The 15,317-nt window shown below is 58.5% G+C and carries 12 protein-coding genes and 2 pseudogenes; 7 read left to right on the plus strand and 7 right to left on the minus strand.

Features of this window, described 5'->3' with window-relative positions; translation table 11 throughout:
* Window positions 1-732: pseudogene (locus AWB74_RS37770) on the plus strand (hypothetical protein); the annotation flags it as partial.
* Window positions 733-952: 220 nt separating this feature from the next.
* Here AWB74_RS37770 and AWB74_RS37775 read toward each other — a convergent pair.
* Window positions 953-1,114, minus strand: a pseudogene (locus AWB74_RS37775) (sigma factor-like helix-turn-helix DNA-binding protein); the annotation flags it as partial.
* A gap of 485 nt (window positions 1,115-1,599) precedes the next feature.
* Between AWB74_RS37775 and AWB74_RS37780 the strand changes: the two are divergent.
* Complete coding sequence (locus AWB74_RS37780) at window positions 1,600-1,959, plus strand: hypothetical protein (protein WP_235024828.1); 360 nt, start codon at window positions 1,600-1,602, stop codon at window positions 1,957-1,959.
* A 115-nt stretch (window positions 1,960-2,074) separates the two neighbouring features.
* Here the strand turns inward: AWB74_RS37780 and AWB74_RS37785 are convergent, their stop codons facing one another.
* The 6 genes from AWB74_RS37785 to AWB74_RS37815 form a co-directional block, all read right to left on the minus strand.
* A complete protein-coding gene (locus tag AWB74_RS37785; protein ID WP_235024829.1) occupies window positions 2,075-2,350 on the minus strand; it encodes a hypothetical protein in 276 nt (91 codons plus the stop codon).
* An 818-nt stretch (window positions 2,351-3,168) separates the two neighbouring features.
* A complete protein-coding gene (locus AWB74_RS37790; RefSeq protein WP_035504549.1) occupies window positions 3,169-3,372 on the minus strand; it encodes a cold-shock protein in 204 nt (67 codons plus the stop codon).
* Window positions 3,373-4,535: 1,163 nt separating this feature from the next.
* On the minus strand, window positions 4,536-5,720 hold the full coding sequence (locus tag AWB74_RS37795; protein WP_061151701.1) for a hypothetical protein: 1,185 nt from the start codon (window positions 5,718-5,720) through the stop codon (window positions 4,536-4,538).
* 237 nt (window positions 5,721-5,957) lie between these two features.
* Entirely contained in the window at window positions 5,958-7,031 is a 1,074-nt protein-coding gene (locus AWB74_RS37800) for a ParB/RepB/Spo0J family partition protein (RefSeq protein ID WP_087039415.1), read from the minus strand.
* Entirely contained in the window at window positions 7,028-8,263 is a 1,236-nt protein-coding gene (locus tag AWB74_RS37805; protein WP_087039416.1) for a ParA family protein, read from the minus strand. Before AWB74_RS37805 ends, AWB74_RS37800 begins: the two co-directional genes overlap by 4 nt.
* 2,863 nt (window positions 8,264-11,126) lie before the next feature.
* Window positions 11,127-11,984 carry a hypothetical protein gene (locus AWB74_RS37815; protein WP_143749404.1) on the minus strand — a complete coding sequence of 286 codons (858 nt, stop codon included), beginning with the start codon at window positions 11,982-11,984 and terminating at the stop codon, window positions 11,127-11,129.
* A gap of 148 nt (window positions 11,985-12,132) precedes the next feature.
* Between AWB74_RS37815 and AWB74_RS47650 the strand changes: the two genes are divergently transcribed.
* The 5 genes from AWB74_RS47650 (at window position 12,133) to AWB74_RS37835 (ending at window position 15,261) form a co-directional block, all read left to right on the plus strand.
* A complete protein-coding gene (locus AWB74_RS47650) occupies window positions 12,133-12,378 on the plus strand; it encodes a ParA family protein (protein ID WP_235024830.1) in 246 nt (81 codons plus the stop codon).
* Window positions 12,362-12,763, plus strand: coding sequence for a ParA family protein (locus tag AWB74_RS47655; protein WP_061151706.1), 402 nt, complete (start codon window positions 12,362-12,364; stop codon window positions 12,761-12,763). Before AWB74_RS47650 ends, AWB74_RS47655 begins: the two co-directional genes overlap by 17 nt.
* A gap of 685 nt (window positions 12,764-13,448) precedes the next feature.
* Window positions 13,449-14,153: a type IV secretion system protein gene (locus AWB74_RS37825; RefSeq protein ID WP_061151707.1), complete on the plus strand. Its 705-nt coding sequence runs from the start codon at window positions 13,449-13,451 to the stop codon at window positions 14,151-14,153.
* 2 nt (window positions 14,154-14,155) lie between these two features.
* On the plus strand, window positions 14,156-15,028 hold the full coding sequence (locus AWB74_RS37830) for a TrbG/VirB9 family P-type conjugative transfer protein (RefSeq protein WP_061151708.1): 873 nt from the start codon (window positions 14,156-14,158) through the stop codon (window positions 15,026-15,028).
* 2 nt (window positions 15,029-15,030) lie between these two features.
* Window positions 15,031-15,261, plus strand: a complete 231-nt coding sequence (locus tag AWB74_RS37835; RefSeq protein ID WP_200822092.1) for a hypothetical protein — start codon at window positions 15,031-15,033, stop codon at window positions 15,259-15,261.
* Window positions 15,262-15,317: the final 56 nt, after the last annotated feature.

The following is a 15,317-nucleotide window of genomic DNA, read 5'->3' on the forward strand; positions in this document are numbered from 1 at the left end:
GCCGACGTCGAAAGCATTCGACGCGCTAACCTTCACGTTCTGACGACCCGCAACGGATCGAAAGTAAGACTGGGTGTTGTCATGGCGTTGAGCGGGTCCAACATGGCTCATCGGCTACATGGGAAGAAGCGCATGGACGATGCCGAAGCGAGCCGGTTCACCGAGCGACTCGGCTTGCCAGTCGGCTGGCTTGATACACCGCGCTCTGAAGCCGAGATCCCGGAGTCGGTGTCACGTTTGCTGACCCCTGCCGCGCGGGGTCGCGCATCCGTTCAACACGACGAGCCGCCTGTGATCGCAACTCAGAGCAGCGTGCCAAGGAAGCGTGCCGCAGCAAAGGCGCGCCCGGAAGCCCTTCTTCTGGGCGAGCAGGGTGATGCGCAAAGCTCAAGCGTGTCGGCAAACGTGCCGAGCGAGGAAGCAACGAATGTTGTCGCTCCGCAAGATCAAGCCAGTGAGTCTCCTGGCGAGCTGGGCGGTCACTCACTTGACGAAAGCGACCATCACGTTCCGCTCGCCTCACCGACCGCGATTGAACGGTTGTCTGCCTTCGCCCTAACCCAGCAAAAAACCGTATCGCTGCCCTCCCCTTCTGTGACTAGCGTGGACAATCTCTACGGTATAGAGCCGATCGCTGAAGCGTTGATCAAGACGCTAGCAGGCAAAGCACGCACGGGTCGGTTGGACGAGTTGAAAGCACTGGAGCTTTTGCAGCAAGCGATCTTGCTGTAACACTGAGGCTAGATACCTACAGCCATCGTGCTGTGATTCCGGGTCCGGTGAGCGGCGCTCGGCGCGAGCGACCGGTCCGCTCTCGTTTGAGCGACGATTCGGCAAGGGCGCGTGCTTGCCCTATCGGGCCCGCGCCGCTTCCCGCCGCGGCGCTGCCCGGGTATTTGAGTGTCGAATCGATCTGGCATCGACGCGAGACCGTGGCTCATTGGTCACGAACTCAGTGATCAAGAAATTGCCGGAGCTTGTCTGCCCGACTCGGGTGCATCAGTTTTCGCATTGCCTTGCTTTCGATCTGCCGGATCCGTTCGCGCGTCACGTCGAATTGCTTGCCCAACTCTTCGAGCGTGAAGTCGGACGAAGTATCGATTCCGAAGCGCAGAGCCCTTGAAGGTTCGTGACGCGCCGGCCGTGATCCGTCAGCCGCCGGTCTCGCCATCGCCGAGCACACCTGCCAAGGAGAATGCATGACAAGTATGAAGGCGGACGCGACTTTGGGGTATCGCAACGAGCGGAGACGCGGCCCCCTACGCGAGCAGGCCGGATGAAATAGTGCAATCAAGAGACAGTGCGATGGGAGCACTGCCTAAAATAGTAGCACGAATTGCTGCGCCGCACAAACCAGCCAGACCGACCTGTCGCTCCTCCTGCGCCAGCGCGGCAAGGGCCACAGACCTGCCCTTGAGCAACCAATACGATGCTTTGACCTCCGCATGACGCGGAACTCCTCTCGATGTGTTTTGCCGCATGCCGTCTCGCCGCCGCCGCTACTCCGGTTCTCGCGCGCCATCGCGAAAGCCACTCACAAAAGGCATGTTGCTTCCGATGCCCGAGTGCGCGGCGCGAGAAATCTCTCTGGTAAACCATTTGAGCTTCGCCGCCTGCAGAAGCGGCGCCGGCTCCGCCTACCTTTTCAACGAACTGATTCGGCTCGTCTACCTCAGCTTCTACGTACAGGACGCTGGCTTTGGCGACACGGACTTGATGATTTACGCGAGCGTCGAGGCCGCCGTTGAGCGCAGTCTCGAACGCGCCGAAAGCGGGCGCGCCTGGATGCTCGATGCCGAGGACCTCCCTCTTTTCGAGGCGGTGCTGCGTGAGTCTGATCGTCAACTCGCGCACGCGCCGCGGCATGTTCATATTGGCGCACGCGAAAGACTCGAACGCTTCGCGACCAGCGGGCGGGCGTCCCCGCTGCGCGCCACGAAACTGGGCAGGCGTTTGTGACGGGCGATGACAGGTTCGGCATGAGGTGACTTCAAGGCGTCAACACTTCGACTACCGTCGAAGGGAAACCCATCGCAGATGGGACCAAGCGGATGACTTCAGGCGTAAGCGATCTTCAGCGTTTCGCGGAATCATTGTCGGGCACGTTCTGGTGGACGATCTCAACGTCGACGGTCCGGCCGTCGTCGCCGAACCCTCGCCCCTGCCGACGCAGCGCACGTGTCTTCCACCAGAAATAGACGAAGACGATCGTGCCTACGCCAAACATTATGGCGAGCAACACCATCGACAGCATCGCGGCCGCCACGAGGACGATCGCGCTCAAAAGCGTGGCGAGTAATCGGGCAAACCATCCTGAGCCGTCGGTCTGATTCCCTTTCTCGTAGGTCACGCGCCGTCGCGGCGGCCCGCCGTTTCTGCATCTTTCGTCTCCCTGTCTCGGTTCGGCGACGACTTGAAGCAGGTCGGCCGTCGTCCTTCGCTTCGAATCTGGAATGCGGACGTCGTCGGCGCAAGGGCACACGCGTCAATCCGCGAACTTCAGTTTGGACCACCGCATCACGTCAGGAATCCGGTGGCGAGCGTAGAAAGGTCGGAATCTGGCGGGACGGGGTCGGCGTGCCCGAGCGCTTTGCCGCCGCGAACCGGTAACGCCTCAAGCGAGACAAACGCGTTCACACGCGACGCGATCAGCGCGCCAGCGAAGGAGACGGTCCACACTGATCACAGCGGACTCATCGTAGCCCCGCCAAGTTTTGCGCGAAGTGCCCAGTACGCCGCGCGTTGAGGATCGGCACTTCGCCATTGCTGGACTTGCGAATGAGGCAAGCGCCGATAATCGCTTGCCGAGAAGGCGACGTTCCGCTGAAGTATCAAACGCTACAGAACATATGTCGTTCAATACGATTCGCGGGTTTTCCGCCAATTAACGATCAGGATCGAGGCCGGAGGCCGGTTCGAAGCGCGTTGGTCCTCCGACACCGTGAAACAGTACACTGTTCACAGGGATGTTTTGGAGGGATATACCTAATAATCAATTAGATAGCGCGAACTCTGAAATAACGACATATGTTTCACGGAGGGACAAAAAGTGAGGGTTTCTCACTTTTCGCCGCTTCGCCTGGCTGTTTTTTGGCTTCGGTCGAACGCCTTTCCTGCGTCTCCCCTGCCAACGCCCCGACAACCGCGCGATCGCCGGGGCGCGACGACTTAGGCCGGCTTGATGTTCGCCGCCTGCTTGCCCTTCGGCCCCATCTTCTCGTCGAACGTCACCTTCTGTCCTTCCTTGAGAGTCTTGAAACCCTCAGCGCGGATTTCCGAGAAGTGCGCGAACAAGTCCTCACCGCCGCCATCGGGCGTGATGAAGCCAAAACCCTTGTCGTCCTTGAACCACTTGACCGTACCAGTTGCCATTGTTGAGTGACCTAAAAAAGTTGCGAACAGCGTCGCCCTCGCGAACGCCGGACGCTATCTTGATCGGCGATCGTCAGTAACGCAACTGAGCGAAAGGCGGTTGCGGCTCCTGTGTCTCGATGGCGTCGGTGGAAGGGTGATGATGCATTGCAAGCAGGCTGTCCACAGGTGAGTGCGCGGCCCTATCCCGCTAACACGACTTATCAGGCTTGAGAGCATCGCTCGGCCACGCCTGCTTTGTCCGAGGGCGCGCGGAAGACAGCTGAGCGTGCCGCCGTGCGCGGCCGTCGATCAACCCTTCGGTGCCGCGTACACCATGGTTGAACAGACCGCGGCGCGCCTCCCTGGCGGAGGAAACAACCAGCGAACGCCCAGGCATGCCCGGGTGACGACGTTCGTTCGACCGGCGTACGTTAGTCGGTTCCGTTGCCCAGTAAATGGTTGCGGCAACGCCGTCACCACCCGCGTCAAAGCGCCTATAGACGGTTCGAACGACTTCCACCTGGATCCGGGACCGCTTCGCGTCCCGGCGACGCACGACGCCGCCACCTTGGCACCTTGCAATGCGAGGACCGGTGGTCGGAAAGCTCGAGCCATCCGGCGTAGTCGCTGTAAGAAACACACTGCCGGCATAATCTGCCTAGCGCCGCCGAGCTTGGGCACTTTCCTTGCCTACACGGGTTTCACCGCCAGCAGGCTTCAGAGCCCTAATGTAAGGCGCCTTCCACCGAGCCTATCCTGAATGCGCGGATTCTCCGCGTAGCAGGCGTGTTGCAAGCTGAAATCCTCGTGCCGGTTCTCCGAAAGGATGGCCCGTCGGGCGCTTCCGGCCCGCTCGCGTGGGCTGTGCCCCCTGACATCGCGCGCACGTCTCGTACTCGACGGGTGTACCTGTGGTAGCTTGCCTCCTTCCCCTCCGCTCGACGACCGGGCCTCTCGTCTTGGCCTCGAGGAGATTGTTCCGTCGTGGCGCGGCTTCAGGTGGGCTCTTAAGCATGCGCCGCGGCTGCATACGCGGCAACCTGCGGACGTTGTGGATTAGATCGGCCGCTCCTTTTCTACCCAGGCGCTAGATAGGCCCCACGGGTGCGCGTCGCCTTCGGGCGCTGATTTTGCGCACGCAAATTTATCTGGTTCCTTTAGGCGACGGTCGCTCGCGGCCGTCATGCGTCTGCTCCCCGTGCTTTCAGGAGCTGCCGCAGCCCGGCGATGTGCTCCCGCACCGCACCCGTCACCGGCGGCTTCGGGGGAGTCAGCGGTGCCGTGCAAGGCGGCGTTTTGCCGAGCGATTGGCGTTGCGCTTGGGCGAAGCGCTCGAGGTCGAGCGCGGTGGCTGGGCGAAGTTTCCCAGATGCGAGCGCCGTCGCAAACGACGGCATCCATCCGGCGGCTTGGCGGCCAATACGCTCCGTAAGGCTAAAGATCGTGAGCGACTCGCCACCGGCCCCAACCACGAACTGGCGCGCGCTGTCGGCGTCGATGAACGTGCGGCCGGCATGTTGGAGGGCGACGGCCTGGGCGTCCACCTGCTGCTGGGCGCGTGCTTGCTCGGCGTGGTGGTCGGCGTGCCGACGTCGCACCAGGAGGGCGAAATCGACGGGATTGCGGAGTAGGGCACGCAGGTAGTTGATTGGTGCCTTGGCGAGCTTTAGGTGATCCCAGGTCGCTCCCACCACATCGGAGAGGCGTTTGCCGTGCTCACGTGCCTCGCGCATGAGCTTGAAGATCAAGAAATCAAAAAATCCCAGGGCGCGCAGACGCTGAAGGTCGGTAGGCACTTGGCCCGGTTGTCTCTTTTGAAAAACAGAAGGGCTTAGATCCTTATATATTCCACCGTCTGCCACATTGGCAGACGGTAGAGGCAAAGGAGGCTGGGCCGAGGCGGATCCAGCTGATGAGGGCGTCTGGGCGGGTTCGTTCTCGTGCGCGCGCCGAGGCTCAATGAGGCCGAGCAGGGTCGCGGCATGTTCAGTCAGATGAAGGTAGGCACGACCAAACAATCCAGCTTCGACATAGCGGCTCTGCGGGCGACGTTCGATGAGTCCGGCGACCTCGAGATCGTCGAGACTGCGATAGAAGGTGCGCATGGATTGCAGCGCGCGGCCGGTAAGCAGCTCACGGCGCGCGAAGATGGCGGCGAACGGTTTGCCCGCATCGACCGTCCGCGCGAGGGCGGAAAGGACGGCGCGAGCACGCGGCGGAATCTGTTCGATATGCGCAGCTCGAAATGCCGCCCGAAAGATGATCCAGGGCAGGTTGGTCGAGTCGCAGTGAAAAGCGGTGAGGGCGGCCGAATCTTCGGGGTGTGTTGCACCCTCGCCAGCAACGAAGCGTTGCGCGATAAACATGTCGAGCGGTCCATTAAAAATGGATTGAATTTGCTTGACTGCTGATCGCGTTTCGCTACACTCAGGTCTGTGCGTAGTGACCACTTTCCGGTTCCCGCCGGCGAGTGTGCGGTTAGGCTCTCGCAGCCAAACCTTCAAAAGCCCTCGGTTCCCGCCGGGGGCTTTTGTTTTGATATGGCTGAAACTTGTTGTTAGGTTTCGGGCAATTAGAGTCTCATATGCTTAAAAATCAGTGACTTAGCTTTCTTCGTCCCGCAGTTCGCCCCTTGCGGCGCTTGCAAGCCCTTCCAGCGTTCGTTTGATAGCGTCTTGGACCGACTGCGCAACTTCCTCAGACTGGAACTCGATACGCATAACGTTCTTTGCGCGACGAACGTCGCACCAGGTGGTTTTGCCGGCCTTCACTTTGAACGTGGTAGCTAACGGCTTCGTAACCTTCGTTCTGTCCCCATCTTTTGCAAAGCGTACTGCTTGTGCTTGGTCCAGCTTTCCGACGGAAACCTGGAGAATGGCTTCAACTACACGCTCGCTCTTCCCAAGTTCGGAGAGACTTGCAAGTTCAGCGGCCGCGGTGGCACCTACGATGCCCACGTTCGCTTCAAGAACTGCACGTGCTGCATTGGGTAGGCGATCGTATGAAAGCAACAGGCTCACGTACGATTGACTGATCCCAATTCGGCCGGCGATCTCTGCTTGTTTCAAGTTAGCGTGCGTCTGTTGGAACCGCTTCAGCCCGACATACTTCTCATAGTCGGTAAGATCTGATTGCATAAGATTCGCAAAGAACGCACCTTCGTCGGCTTCCTCTGTGGTCGCGTCGACAACTACACATCGGACAGACTCGCGACCCAGTTCTCGCAGCGCGTCTGTCCGGTGATGACCTGACAGAATTTCAAACCCACCCTCCGACCGCGGAAGAACCACAATTGGATGAATGAGCTTGTTGTGCCGCAAGTTTTCCCGAAGCTCGGCATATTTCTCCGGCGGCATATGTCGTCGCCGACCTGGCACCTCGTGCAAGTCGAGTAGACGAATGTCAATCGCCGCCCCAGATTGTTGAGCATCGGCAAGCTCTTTTTTTAGACGCGCAATTTCGTCGCTGGAGCCACCCGCAGCACCGACTTCCAGCTCTTCTAGTCGCGTGCGTAGTACCTCAAGTTCCCTCTCCTTCTCGGCTAGGAGAGGAAGAGAAGCCATCAACTGTCCAGGCGCAGTCTTCGGTCTGCTCGGGATTTCGGGCTCAGGCCGCGGTGAGCGGGGATTGGAGCCAATTCCCGCTGCCTTCGCGGCAAGCCGATCCTTGATACTCATTTGGCCTCCGCTTCAGCAAGCCAGAGCGTGACAATCTGTTGGTCCACGATTTCAGCAAGACGGTCATAAGCCTCTCTAGCTCGCTGGTACGTTTTTAGACTCCCCTGGTACTTCGAGATGTCGTAGACCGTGCCAAATTCCGCTGCTGCTGATTGCGTTACCGCAGTCGTAGGTATCTCGACAGGAAGTACCAGACTTTCGTAAGTTTTGTTGATCCAATCTCGAACGATCGGTGTCGCTGCTTGGCTTTGGTCTACTTTTGCAAGTAGCACATTGATGAAGTCGAAGCTCTTGTCGAGTTGCGGCGCGACTTCCTGCATGCTTTGCGACAAATCCGAGAACAGGCTCCAAAACTGCGTTGATGATGCGTAATCGAGTGCGCTAGGGGGTGTCGGCACAATCAGGCCGTCGGCAGCCATGAAAGCATTGATAGTCAGATACGAGAGGGCGGGGGGCGTATCGATGATGACAACGTCGTATTTGTCAAGCAGCGACTCCAGACCGCTATTCAAAACATTCCAGAATTGGAAGTTCTTTTCCTTCGACTGTTTGAACGGGAGGAAGAATTCCGCTCCAAATAACGCAGCACTCGCCGGGATCAAGTCGATACCATCCCAGTACGTTGGCTGCACCGCGTACTCGAGACTGTCGGTCTCGCCGTAAATCAAAGGAAGAACGGTTTGCTCATCTGCAACCTCGCTGTCCGCCAGTATTCCGTGCAGGGCAGAGAGCGACGCTTGTGGGTCAAGGTCAACGAGAAGTACTCGCCGGCCGAAAAGCGTCAGGCCTTGGGCCAACGTCATTGCCGTTGTCGTCTTACTAACGCCGCCCTTGAAATTTCCAATGGCGATTGTTTTCGCTTTCACGCCGACCGGACGTTTGGCAAAAGGGGCAATTCGGTTGATCCAAACCCTTGTTTCCTCGAGTGTAAACTCGCGACTGCGGCTATGCCGCAGAGTGCCTTGAGGAAGATCTGTCTCGGTACGAGCCAGATAATGCATACGCTGTCGATCAACGCGGCAAAGGTCACCAACTTGAGCAGTGGTAAACACAGGAGGATTTTTTCGTGGATGCGGAGCGAGCATGCTCTCCCGAACATCAACCAGCATGTCGCTGGCGCTCTGGGCGATGTCCTTGATCCCGTTCAGCGGAATCCGCCTCGGCGCGTGCTTGACTTGAAGTTGCATCGTAGTCGAGGTCTTATCAGGGCGTGCCCGAACGGCCGTGGTCATCTACTGCTCCCATTGTTGTATTCAACACTCGGATGAGAAAAAAACGATAGGTGTTGAATTTCCGACAGCATAGTGGGAAACGCGCGGCGTCGCAAGTTTACCTTTGTAGGAGAAGCCCGTTGCTGCGGGCATGAGCCTCAGATATATCGAAAGAGCTTTAAGTCTTTCGAGTATGGAGGGCGATCGCGGTCGTCTTCGTGCAAACGGCGTCCCGCTGCCGACGATTTGCGCACGGCGATTCCCTCCGACTCAACACGCTGCGCCTCGCGGCCGGGCTCGGGAGCCTTAGTGGCCTGAGAGGGCCGGCTTTCTCCGGCCCAGTACGCAAGCCCCTGACATGTTCGTTGGTCGTGCCATTCCGCCGCGCAAGGTTAGTTTTGTGCAGAGTATGACGAAATGGCCGACTAAAAATGCGTGAAATGACGCGTAAAATTGGCGCCTTTCACCCCTTTGCGCGCACTGAATACGTTACATAATCGTCGCACTAACGGGACAGAAAAGAATGATTGCACTGGCTGGAACTCCCATATCTCGCGACCCGCTTGCCTTGGCCGGTCTCTATCAGTCGGGCCTTGGCACTTCGTGGAAAACGCGCCGACAAGCGGTTGCTGCCTTCGCGCGCTTTACGCCAAAAGTGACCGCCGAAGCATTGAGTCGTGCCATCACTGTTTCGAAACTGCCGCAGCCGGTATTGGCCCTTTTTGAAACGGCGGGCGTCTGGCCCGAGACGGCTCGGCACTTGGTCCAACTTGCGCGGAAGCATGGGCCTGACGTGCTTTGTCAGCGTGCGATGGAGATTGACCCCCTAGGACTGGCATGGTCCGAAATCATCGATCGTCTCAACTGTAGGGAGGCGCGCCGACCCCAAAGAATCGTCTCCCCGATTTCGCCTTTGGCAATGGCTACTCAGTTCTAGAATCTGAATAAAGAAACCCAGTGCCGCGTATGGAAATTCGCGAGCCTTGAAGTGAGCCGATCGTTCGCAGCGGATCGGCTCACCGGCTGGCGTTAGACCGCGCGAGGCTGTTCGCCGCGGACTTCGTCGTGGCTCGCGGGTCAAGCGCCCATAAACGTCCGAGGAATCTCAATCTACAAGTCCCGCATATGTGGGCGAGTTGATGCACGATCAGTTGCACTGCGGGGTCCTCTCTAGGCAAGATGCTTTCTCGGTGGCAGGCGTTGATCGCGCGCACCAGCGTACGGGTTACGCCGCTGGGGTTACTCGCGCCTTGCTGAATAAGTAACGCATCTGCAAATCGGTTGGGTGCCACCTCATCGATTTCGCTGGAAATGTGGTCCTCTGTCTGAGTAGCGGAAGGGTTACGACCGGGGAGGGGTGTTCGGTCGTATACCCTTTGGACGGGTGATAAAAAACGACGAGCTATATAGGTCTGCCAACTATTATGGCAGTCTGGAGACGGCATAAAGCGCGCTCCGGAGAGCGCGCTAAGTTCAACAGGCGGAGAAACCCGTCGGGACCGCGTAGAAGACACTAGATTCCATATCTGCTAAACGTTCATGGCAACCTTCTATACCATCGACAGGCTTGGAAGCCTGCAGCCCGGAATGACGGTCGAGTTGAGTCAGGAGTTTGAGAACTGTCAGTTCCACACTAGCACGACGGTCCGACTCGCCCGGAGCTAGAAAGTCAGCTGGGTGAGCTGTTCCCGGGAGGACTGACAAGCCGTGGGAAGTTCTATCTTCTTAACCGCCCGTTAGCTAATCGACCAACTCAAGCGCTTTCGTTCGTATGTCGCTTCTATTCCTAAAAAGCGGCTCGCAGACTTGAACATCTGGTTGCTTGCGGCGATTTGCGCCGCCTCGTCGGCAGAAGCTGCCTTCTACTCGTCGGTGCTCGCAAAAACTTGGCCGACCTTATCCCAAGCAGCTATGTCAGTGCCGGTTAGTCAGTGGGGCCTGCTGGGCTGGGTGTGCGTGGTTGCGATGGCGGCCGTTTCACTGACCGCGATTTTCTTTGGAAGGCTGTCCTCACGCTCCCTGTCTCTAATAGAGAACCGACTTATCGGGTAACGGTCGCGTGAGTGTTCGGGTGGGCCCGTTCGACCCCAGACCTTCAGGTGCTGGGCAAGCCATCGGCTTTGCCGGTGGCGCCGTTGCAGCGCCGCCGGTCTCTGCCGGTTTATTACGCCCTCCTCCCCCAGCGTTGTCTACCAAACAGCGCCCTCACCGGCTTCGCATTTTCGAGTTACGGTTTCCACGGGGAAACCGATGGGTGGTAGGGAGCGCTGTGCCGCACCTTGGGCCGGGCAATTCTGGGCAAGCGTGCCCCATCCCTTGTATCCCCCCGCATAACACAGCGGTTTCCACCTGCATCTCCGGCACAAAGATTCTTTCTTCTGGGTTCGCTCGTTGTTAAGCAACAGACGAAGCTTCTCAGTGCGGCAAGTTGCCCATTTAGCCAACCGAGCGCACGCGCTCTTTCTGTCACAGAACGGCCGGATAACGGCGACCTTTGTCCACGCAACGGGGTCTAATACGGCCGAGATATGTCTGTTTAGCTTAGTGATACTAACTAGCACGAAAACGGTGAGTTTGATCCACGAAGCCATTTTGCCAGCAAGGAGGCGAAGTACCGCCCGCTTAAGCAATGGTCGAGTCGTAGACGGGCGCAGTAGCTGAGCCGGTAAGCGCCCGAGACGCGATGGTTTCCAAGTTGAAACTGAGAAGGCTTTTACCCGCCTCCCGTCTGACAGGCGGGCCGAGCGGCTCAGCTGAATTTGAAGCCCGGCACAATAGACGGAATACACCTGTTGGTTTGCCACCGGTCCGGGTTGCCACTTGCCTCCAATAACCGGACACCGCGGTTCGTCGCAAGGCAACTGGGTCTTTGTCCCGCGCCCCGTCAACGTGGAAGTTCAACGGAATTCCTCAGGACGGACGCAGCCAACATCTGCAGCTGGCTGACGTCTATAAGACAGTGGCGGGCAGCGCTAACATCAAAACTAAATGAGACTGTCACCTTGGTGCCTTTTCGGGACGCACTGACTTCGCAGTCTGGCGCACTGTCTCCCGCCACCAGAAGATTGAGAATTTCTTTTGAGGAGCGGCGGGTCGGCCGTTCATGCAGCAGTTTTGCGTTCCTCACCACCTTGGACAAGCCCATTAACTTAACAATGGCGAGCAAATCCAACGCTCGCTGCGTTGTGAAGCGGTTAGCGTCAAAGAGCTCAGTTATGACGGCGGGAAGCTTGGCGACAGAAACTGCCGTGGAGAGGCGGCTTTCATCCCATCCGGTTCGCGCCGAAGCATCGGCTAACGTCGACCACTCCTTGTTTGCAACGCCTTCGGCATATTTCGCGGCGCGCAATAACGGCGACGCACCGACCGCGAAGCTTTGCCGCGGTCGGACCGTAGTGGGCTGCCCGCTAAGCAATTGGACGATATCGGCACATGACCTCCCTTCAGGCGAGATTGCTTGAGCTCTCTGCACTAAAACATCGAGGCCAACGGTCCTTTGCAGCGAGAGAAGTTCTCGAGCTGTCTTGTCGAACATGCCGACGTGCCTGAAAAGCGTGAGAACTTCCGCGGGCATTGATCCAATCCGTGCAGCTCTGTTGACGTGCTCCCGCCTGACCCCGAAATTCGCCAAAGCGCGAGCGGCCTCCGTCTGGTTCTTCCATTGGCGCCCCAATCCGTCCCGGTACAGGGCGGCCAGCGCCAAAGGGTTGTGTGGCAGCTGCTTCCCTAAATAGTGATTCAAAGTCGTCACCTCCTCACTGTTTGTCGGCGAGACTAAGCGTGTCTTTAGGTTTCCACGTGGAAACCGCGATGGTAGAACGGCCGCGCGATCGTTGAAATGCCGCGTCTCGTAGATACATATCTTATACATTTTTGAGATGAGTCAAGCCATGAGCCTAGTCATAGCCGTAGCGAACCAAAAAGGTGGAAGCGGTAAGACGACGATTGCCTTAAATCTTGCCGGCGCCTACTGCGATGATGACCCGAGCCTGCGGGTACTGGTCATTGACGCCGACTCTCAAAATTCGTACATGAGAGCAACAAGCGCTGGCACCGTATCCGTTCATTGTCGTCAACCTGGTGCCGCCGGATCAAACCTCGGACGCGAAATCAAGAGGCATGGCGGAAAACTATGACCTGATCGTCGTCGACTGTCCTCCGAGTGTGCATGACATGAATACGGAGGTCGCGATCGCGGCATCCGACTTCGTTCTTGTCCCCATGGATGCGTCAGCCTTGGACGCATGGAGCACTGTCGGGATCCTTCAACTCGTCCGCCGGAAGGTTGGGAGCGATGCGACCGCTTGCGGAGTTGTTTTCAATAAGGTCAACACGAAGACAACTGGCTACGGCGAGGTTCGCGCGGCGATGGAGGAAGACAATCCTTATCCCATTCTGCGAAGCACTATCGCACAGCGGGAAATATATAGAACAGCGATCGGTGTGGGCGCCACGGTTTTTACCGTTAAGGGACAGCGAACCGCGAAGGTATATGCGAGCCGTATAGGAAAGCGGCAATGACGTGACCGACGTCGACGTCTCCAAGCGCGAGTAAACGCCGACGGTCCAGACACCAGCACACCAGCCGGCCCCACGCAAGAAGATCCAGCAATTGAGCTAAAGGTTTTCGAACGGCGCGAGTTGGATGCGCTAGTAACCTCGTATGCGGAAAGCGGCGGTGCCGTATCGTCGTACAGCTCGGGACGGTTTCGCGCTATCAAAGAAAAGCTGTTGTTCGGTCAGTGGTTGTTCGACCAGCACAGCATCACAAGGTGGAAGTTGGAAGAGGGCGAGCCCTCCGCTTCCTAGCCGTCGGTTACGACGCCAGTTGGTCGCGTTCCTCAACGTTACACTGCACGCGCTATATCACTGATAATTCACTTTGAAGGGATCGGTTATACCTAAGTCACTGAATTTAAAACGGAAATTCGCGCGGCGCCGGTGTTACATTTGGCAAGCAATCGCTAAGTTGTAACAGGTTCTCCGATGCGTTCGACCGGAGGCCTACCGCAGCCAGTTTCCCACGTTGGGCGAAAAGACGCATAAAAACAGCGCCTTTCTGGGAAATGGCCTTCATCATGATAATTCCCCCTGCCTGACAGAGGTTGTCGGTGGCAACCGTGCAATGACGCACAAAACTACCCGCCTTTCCTCTAAAAATAGGACGCTCGCGCTGTTTTAATGGTGACCATTCCAAAGGGTTGCCATGCGTCTTTTCAAGAACAAGCGTCGGGCCGCGCTGTCCACGGCCCCCGGCTCATATGCCGAGGAAGATCCGAGCAAGGTGATTTTCGAGACGAGCACGAGGCTCACGCTCGAAGCTAACCGCTGGATGCTCATCTCGTTCGGCCTCGCATTCATCGCGGCCGGCGCTGTCTGGACGCGCCAACCGCCGCCTTCGGTCACGCGCGTAGTAGGCGTCTCTGCCGACACCGGCGGTCATCCGATCGTGACAGAGCTCGTCGCCTACAAGCCAGACTCGCAGGCTGTGCGGACGACCGTCAAAGATATGGCGGTTCGTTGGTTCACGATCGAGCCGGTGCTGACGGACCGGCTCGAGACTTCGCGCATGACGGCTAACATCAACGCGGTGAAGGCGCAGATGATCGGCGCAGCAGCCGGTCAGTTCCGCGACTGGTTGAAGGCCGACACGCCATTCCAGCAGATTACGGCCAACCCGAAGCTGATCCGCGAAGTCGACGTGCGCAACATCGCGTTGCTCGAAGACTCGACGGTTCTCGTTGAGTTCACGACGACCACCTCGCAGGCTGGCGCGACCGGCAAGCCGGACGTGAAGTCCTACGCACTCACGTTGCGCTATCAAATCGTCGCGCCTACTGCTGAGCAGGCGTTGACGACGAACCCCTTCGGCATCTTCATTCCGTTCTTCCGCCTCGAGCGGACCGCATAAGCATGACCGCAACCATTCTCAACAAACGGCCGGTCATCGGCATGTGCGTTCTCGCTGCGTGCGCAGCGTTCCTTGCTCAACCGGCTGCGGCGAAAAAAGCCGCCAGCGATTCGTCGTTTAATGCCGCGATGGTCGCAGGCGACCCGATGAGCCCGATCAATCCGTTCAACGGCGGCGCCGATCCTTTAACGATGCCAGGCGACGCTCGCATCGGCGTGTTTCCGTACAGCCGCGACCAGATTTACCGCGTGCTTACCGCACCGCTCAAGCTGACGACGATAGAACTTGAGAAGAGCGAGAAGCTGATTGCCGACCCGGCGATGGGCGACAGCGTCCAGTGGGAGATCGACGACGACAAGATGAACCACGTGTTCATCAAGCCGCACAAGGCGGATCTGGTCAACACGCTGCACCTGACGACGAACTTGCGGGAATACGACTTCACGCTCATCGCGTCGCCGGCCGGCGGCATGTTCTATCAGACGGTGCGCTTCCAATACCCGCGCGCACCAATGGCCCGCGTCAGCGCACGCGATGACGCGACGGCGACTGGCGGTCGCGGCGGCGCCGATTCGGGAAGCATCGGTGTTACGCCGGACAAGCTGAACTGGGACTACAGCGTCGATGGCCGCGCCGAGTTCGCGCCGGAGACTGTCTTCGACGACGGCCACGCCGTCTGGATGCGCATGCCTGCCAAGGCTCAGGAGTGGCCGGTTCCGTTCATTCTCGACCACGGCGATCGCGTCGTCGCGAACTTCATCCGCCGCGGAGACTTCCTCGTCCTGCAGCGTCTGGCCGACGAGATCGTCCTGCGTTCGGGCAAGGACGAGGTCACGGTGACGCGCGGCGGACGCCGCCTGTTCGGGGTGTTTTGATCGTGGCGAAGAAACCGGACTCGGCTACGCCCAGCGCGGAGCAAGAAGCACTCGTCAAAGGCAAGACGCCGCGCAATGCGATCATGAGCATCGGCATTCTGGCTGCTGTCGTCATCGGTGGCCTGGGCTTTTACTATCAACTACAGGCGACGAACAAGGCAGACGAGGACGCCCGCATTAAGAAGGCGACGGCGCTTGTTGATGCGCGCGCAAAACTGACCCACTTCCGCTAGAAATTTGCATCGAAAATTGACCCACATGTTCAACTTCCTGCTTGGACGCCAAGCAG

It is taken from the genome of Caballeronia arvi (genome assembly GCF_001544695.2).
GTDB lineage: Bacteria > Pseudomonadota > Gammaproteobacteria > Burkholderiales > Burkholderiaceae > Caballeronia > Caballeronia arvi.

Excerpts from the sequence above, each read along its gene's own strand:
- AWB74_RS37790 (WP_035504549.1), bottom strand. The coding sequence starts at position 3,372 with ATGGCAACTGGTACGGTCAAGTGGTTCAAGGACGACAAGGGTTTTGGC.
- AWB74_RS37795 (WP_061151701.1), bottom strand. The coding sequence starts at position 5,720 with ATGTTTATCGCGCAACGCTTCGTTGCTGGCGAGGGTGCAACACACCCC.
- AWB74_RS37800 (WP_087039415.1), bottom strand. The coding sequence starts at position 7,031 with ATGAGTATCAAGGATCGGCTTGCCGCGAAGGCAGCGGGAATTGGCTCC.
- AWB74_RS37805 (WP_087039416.1), bottom strand. The coding sequence starts at position 8,263 with ATGACCACGGCCGTTCGGGCACGCCCTGATAAGACCTCGACTACGATG.
- AWB74_RS47650 (WP_235024830.1), top strand. The coding sequence starts at position 12,133 with ATGAGCCTAGTCATAGCCGTAGCGAACCAAAAAGGTGGAAGCGGTAAG.
- AWB74_RS47655 (WP_061151706.1), top strand. The coding sequence starts at position 12,362 with ATGGCGGAAAACTATGACCTGATCGTCGTCGACTGTCCTCCGAGTGTG.
- AWB74_RS37825 (WP_061151707.1), top strand. The coding sequence starts at position 13,449 with ATGCGTCTTTTCAAGAACAAGCGTCGGGCCGCGCTGTCCACGGCCCCC.
- AWB74_RS37830 (WP_061151708.1), top strand. The coding sequence starts at position 14,156 with ATGACCGCAACCATTCTCAACAAACGGCCGGTCATCGGCATGTGCGTT.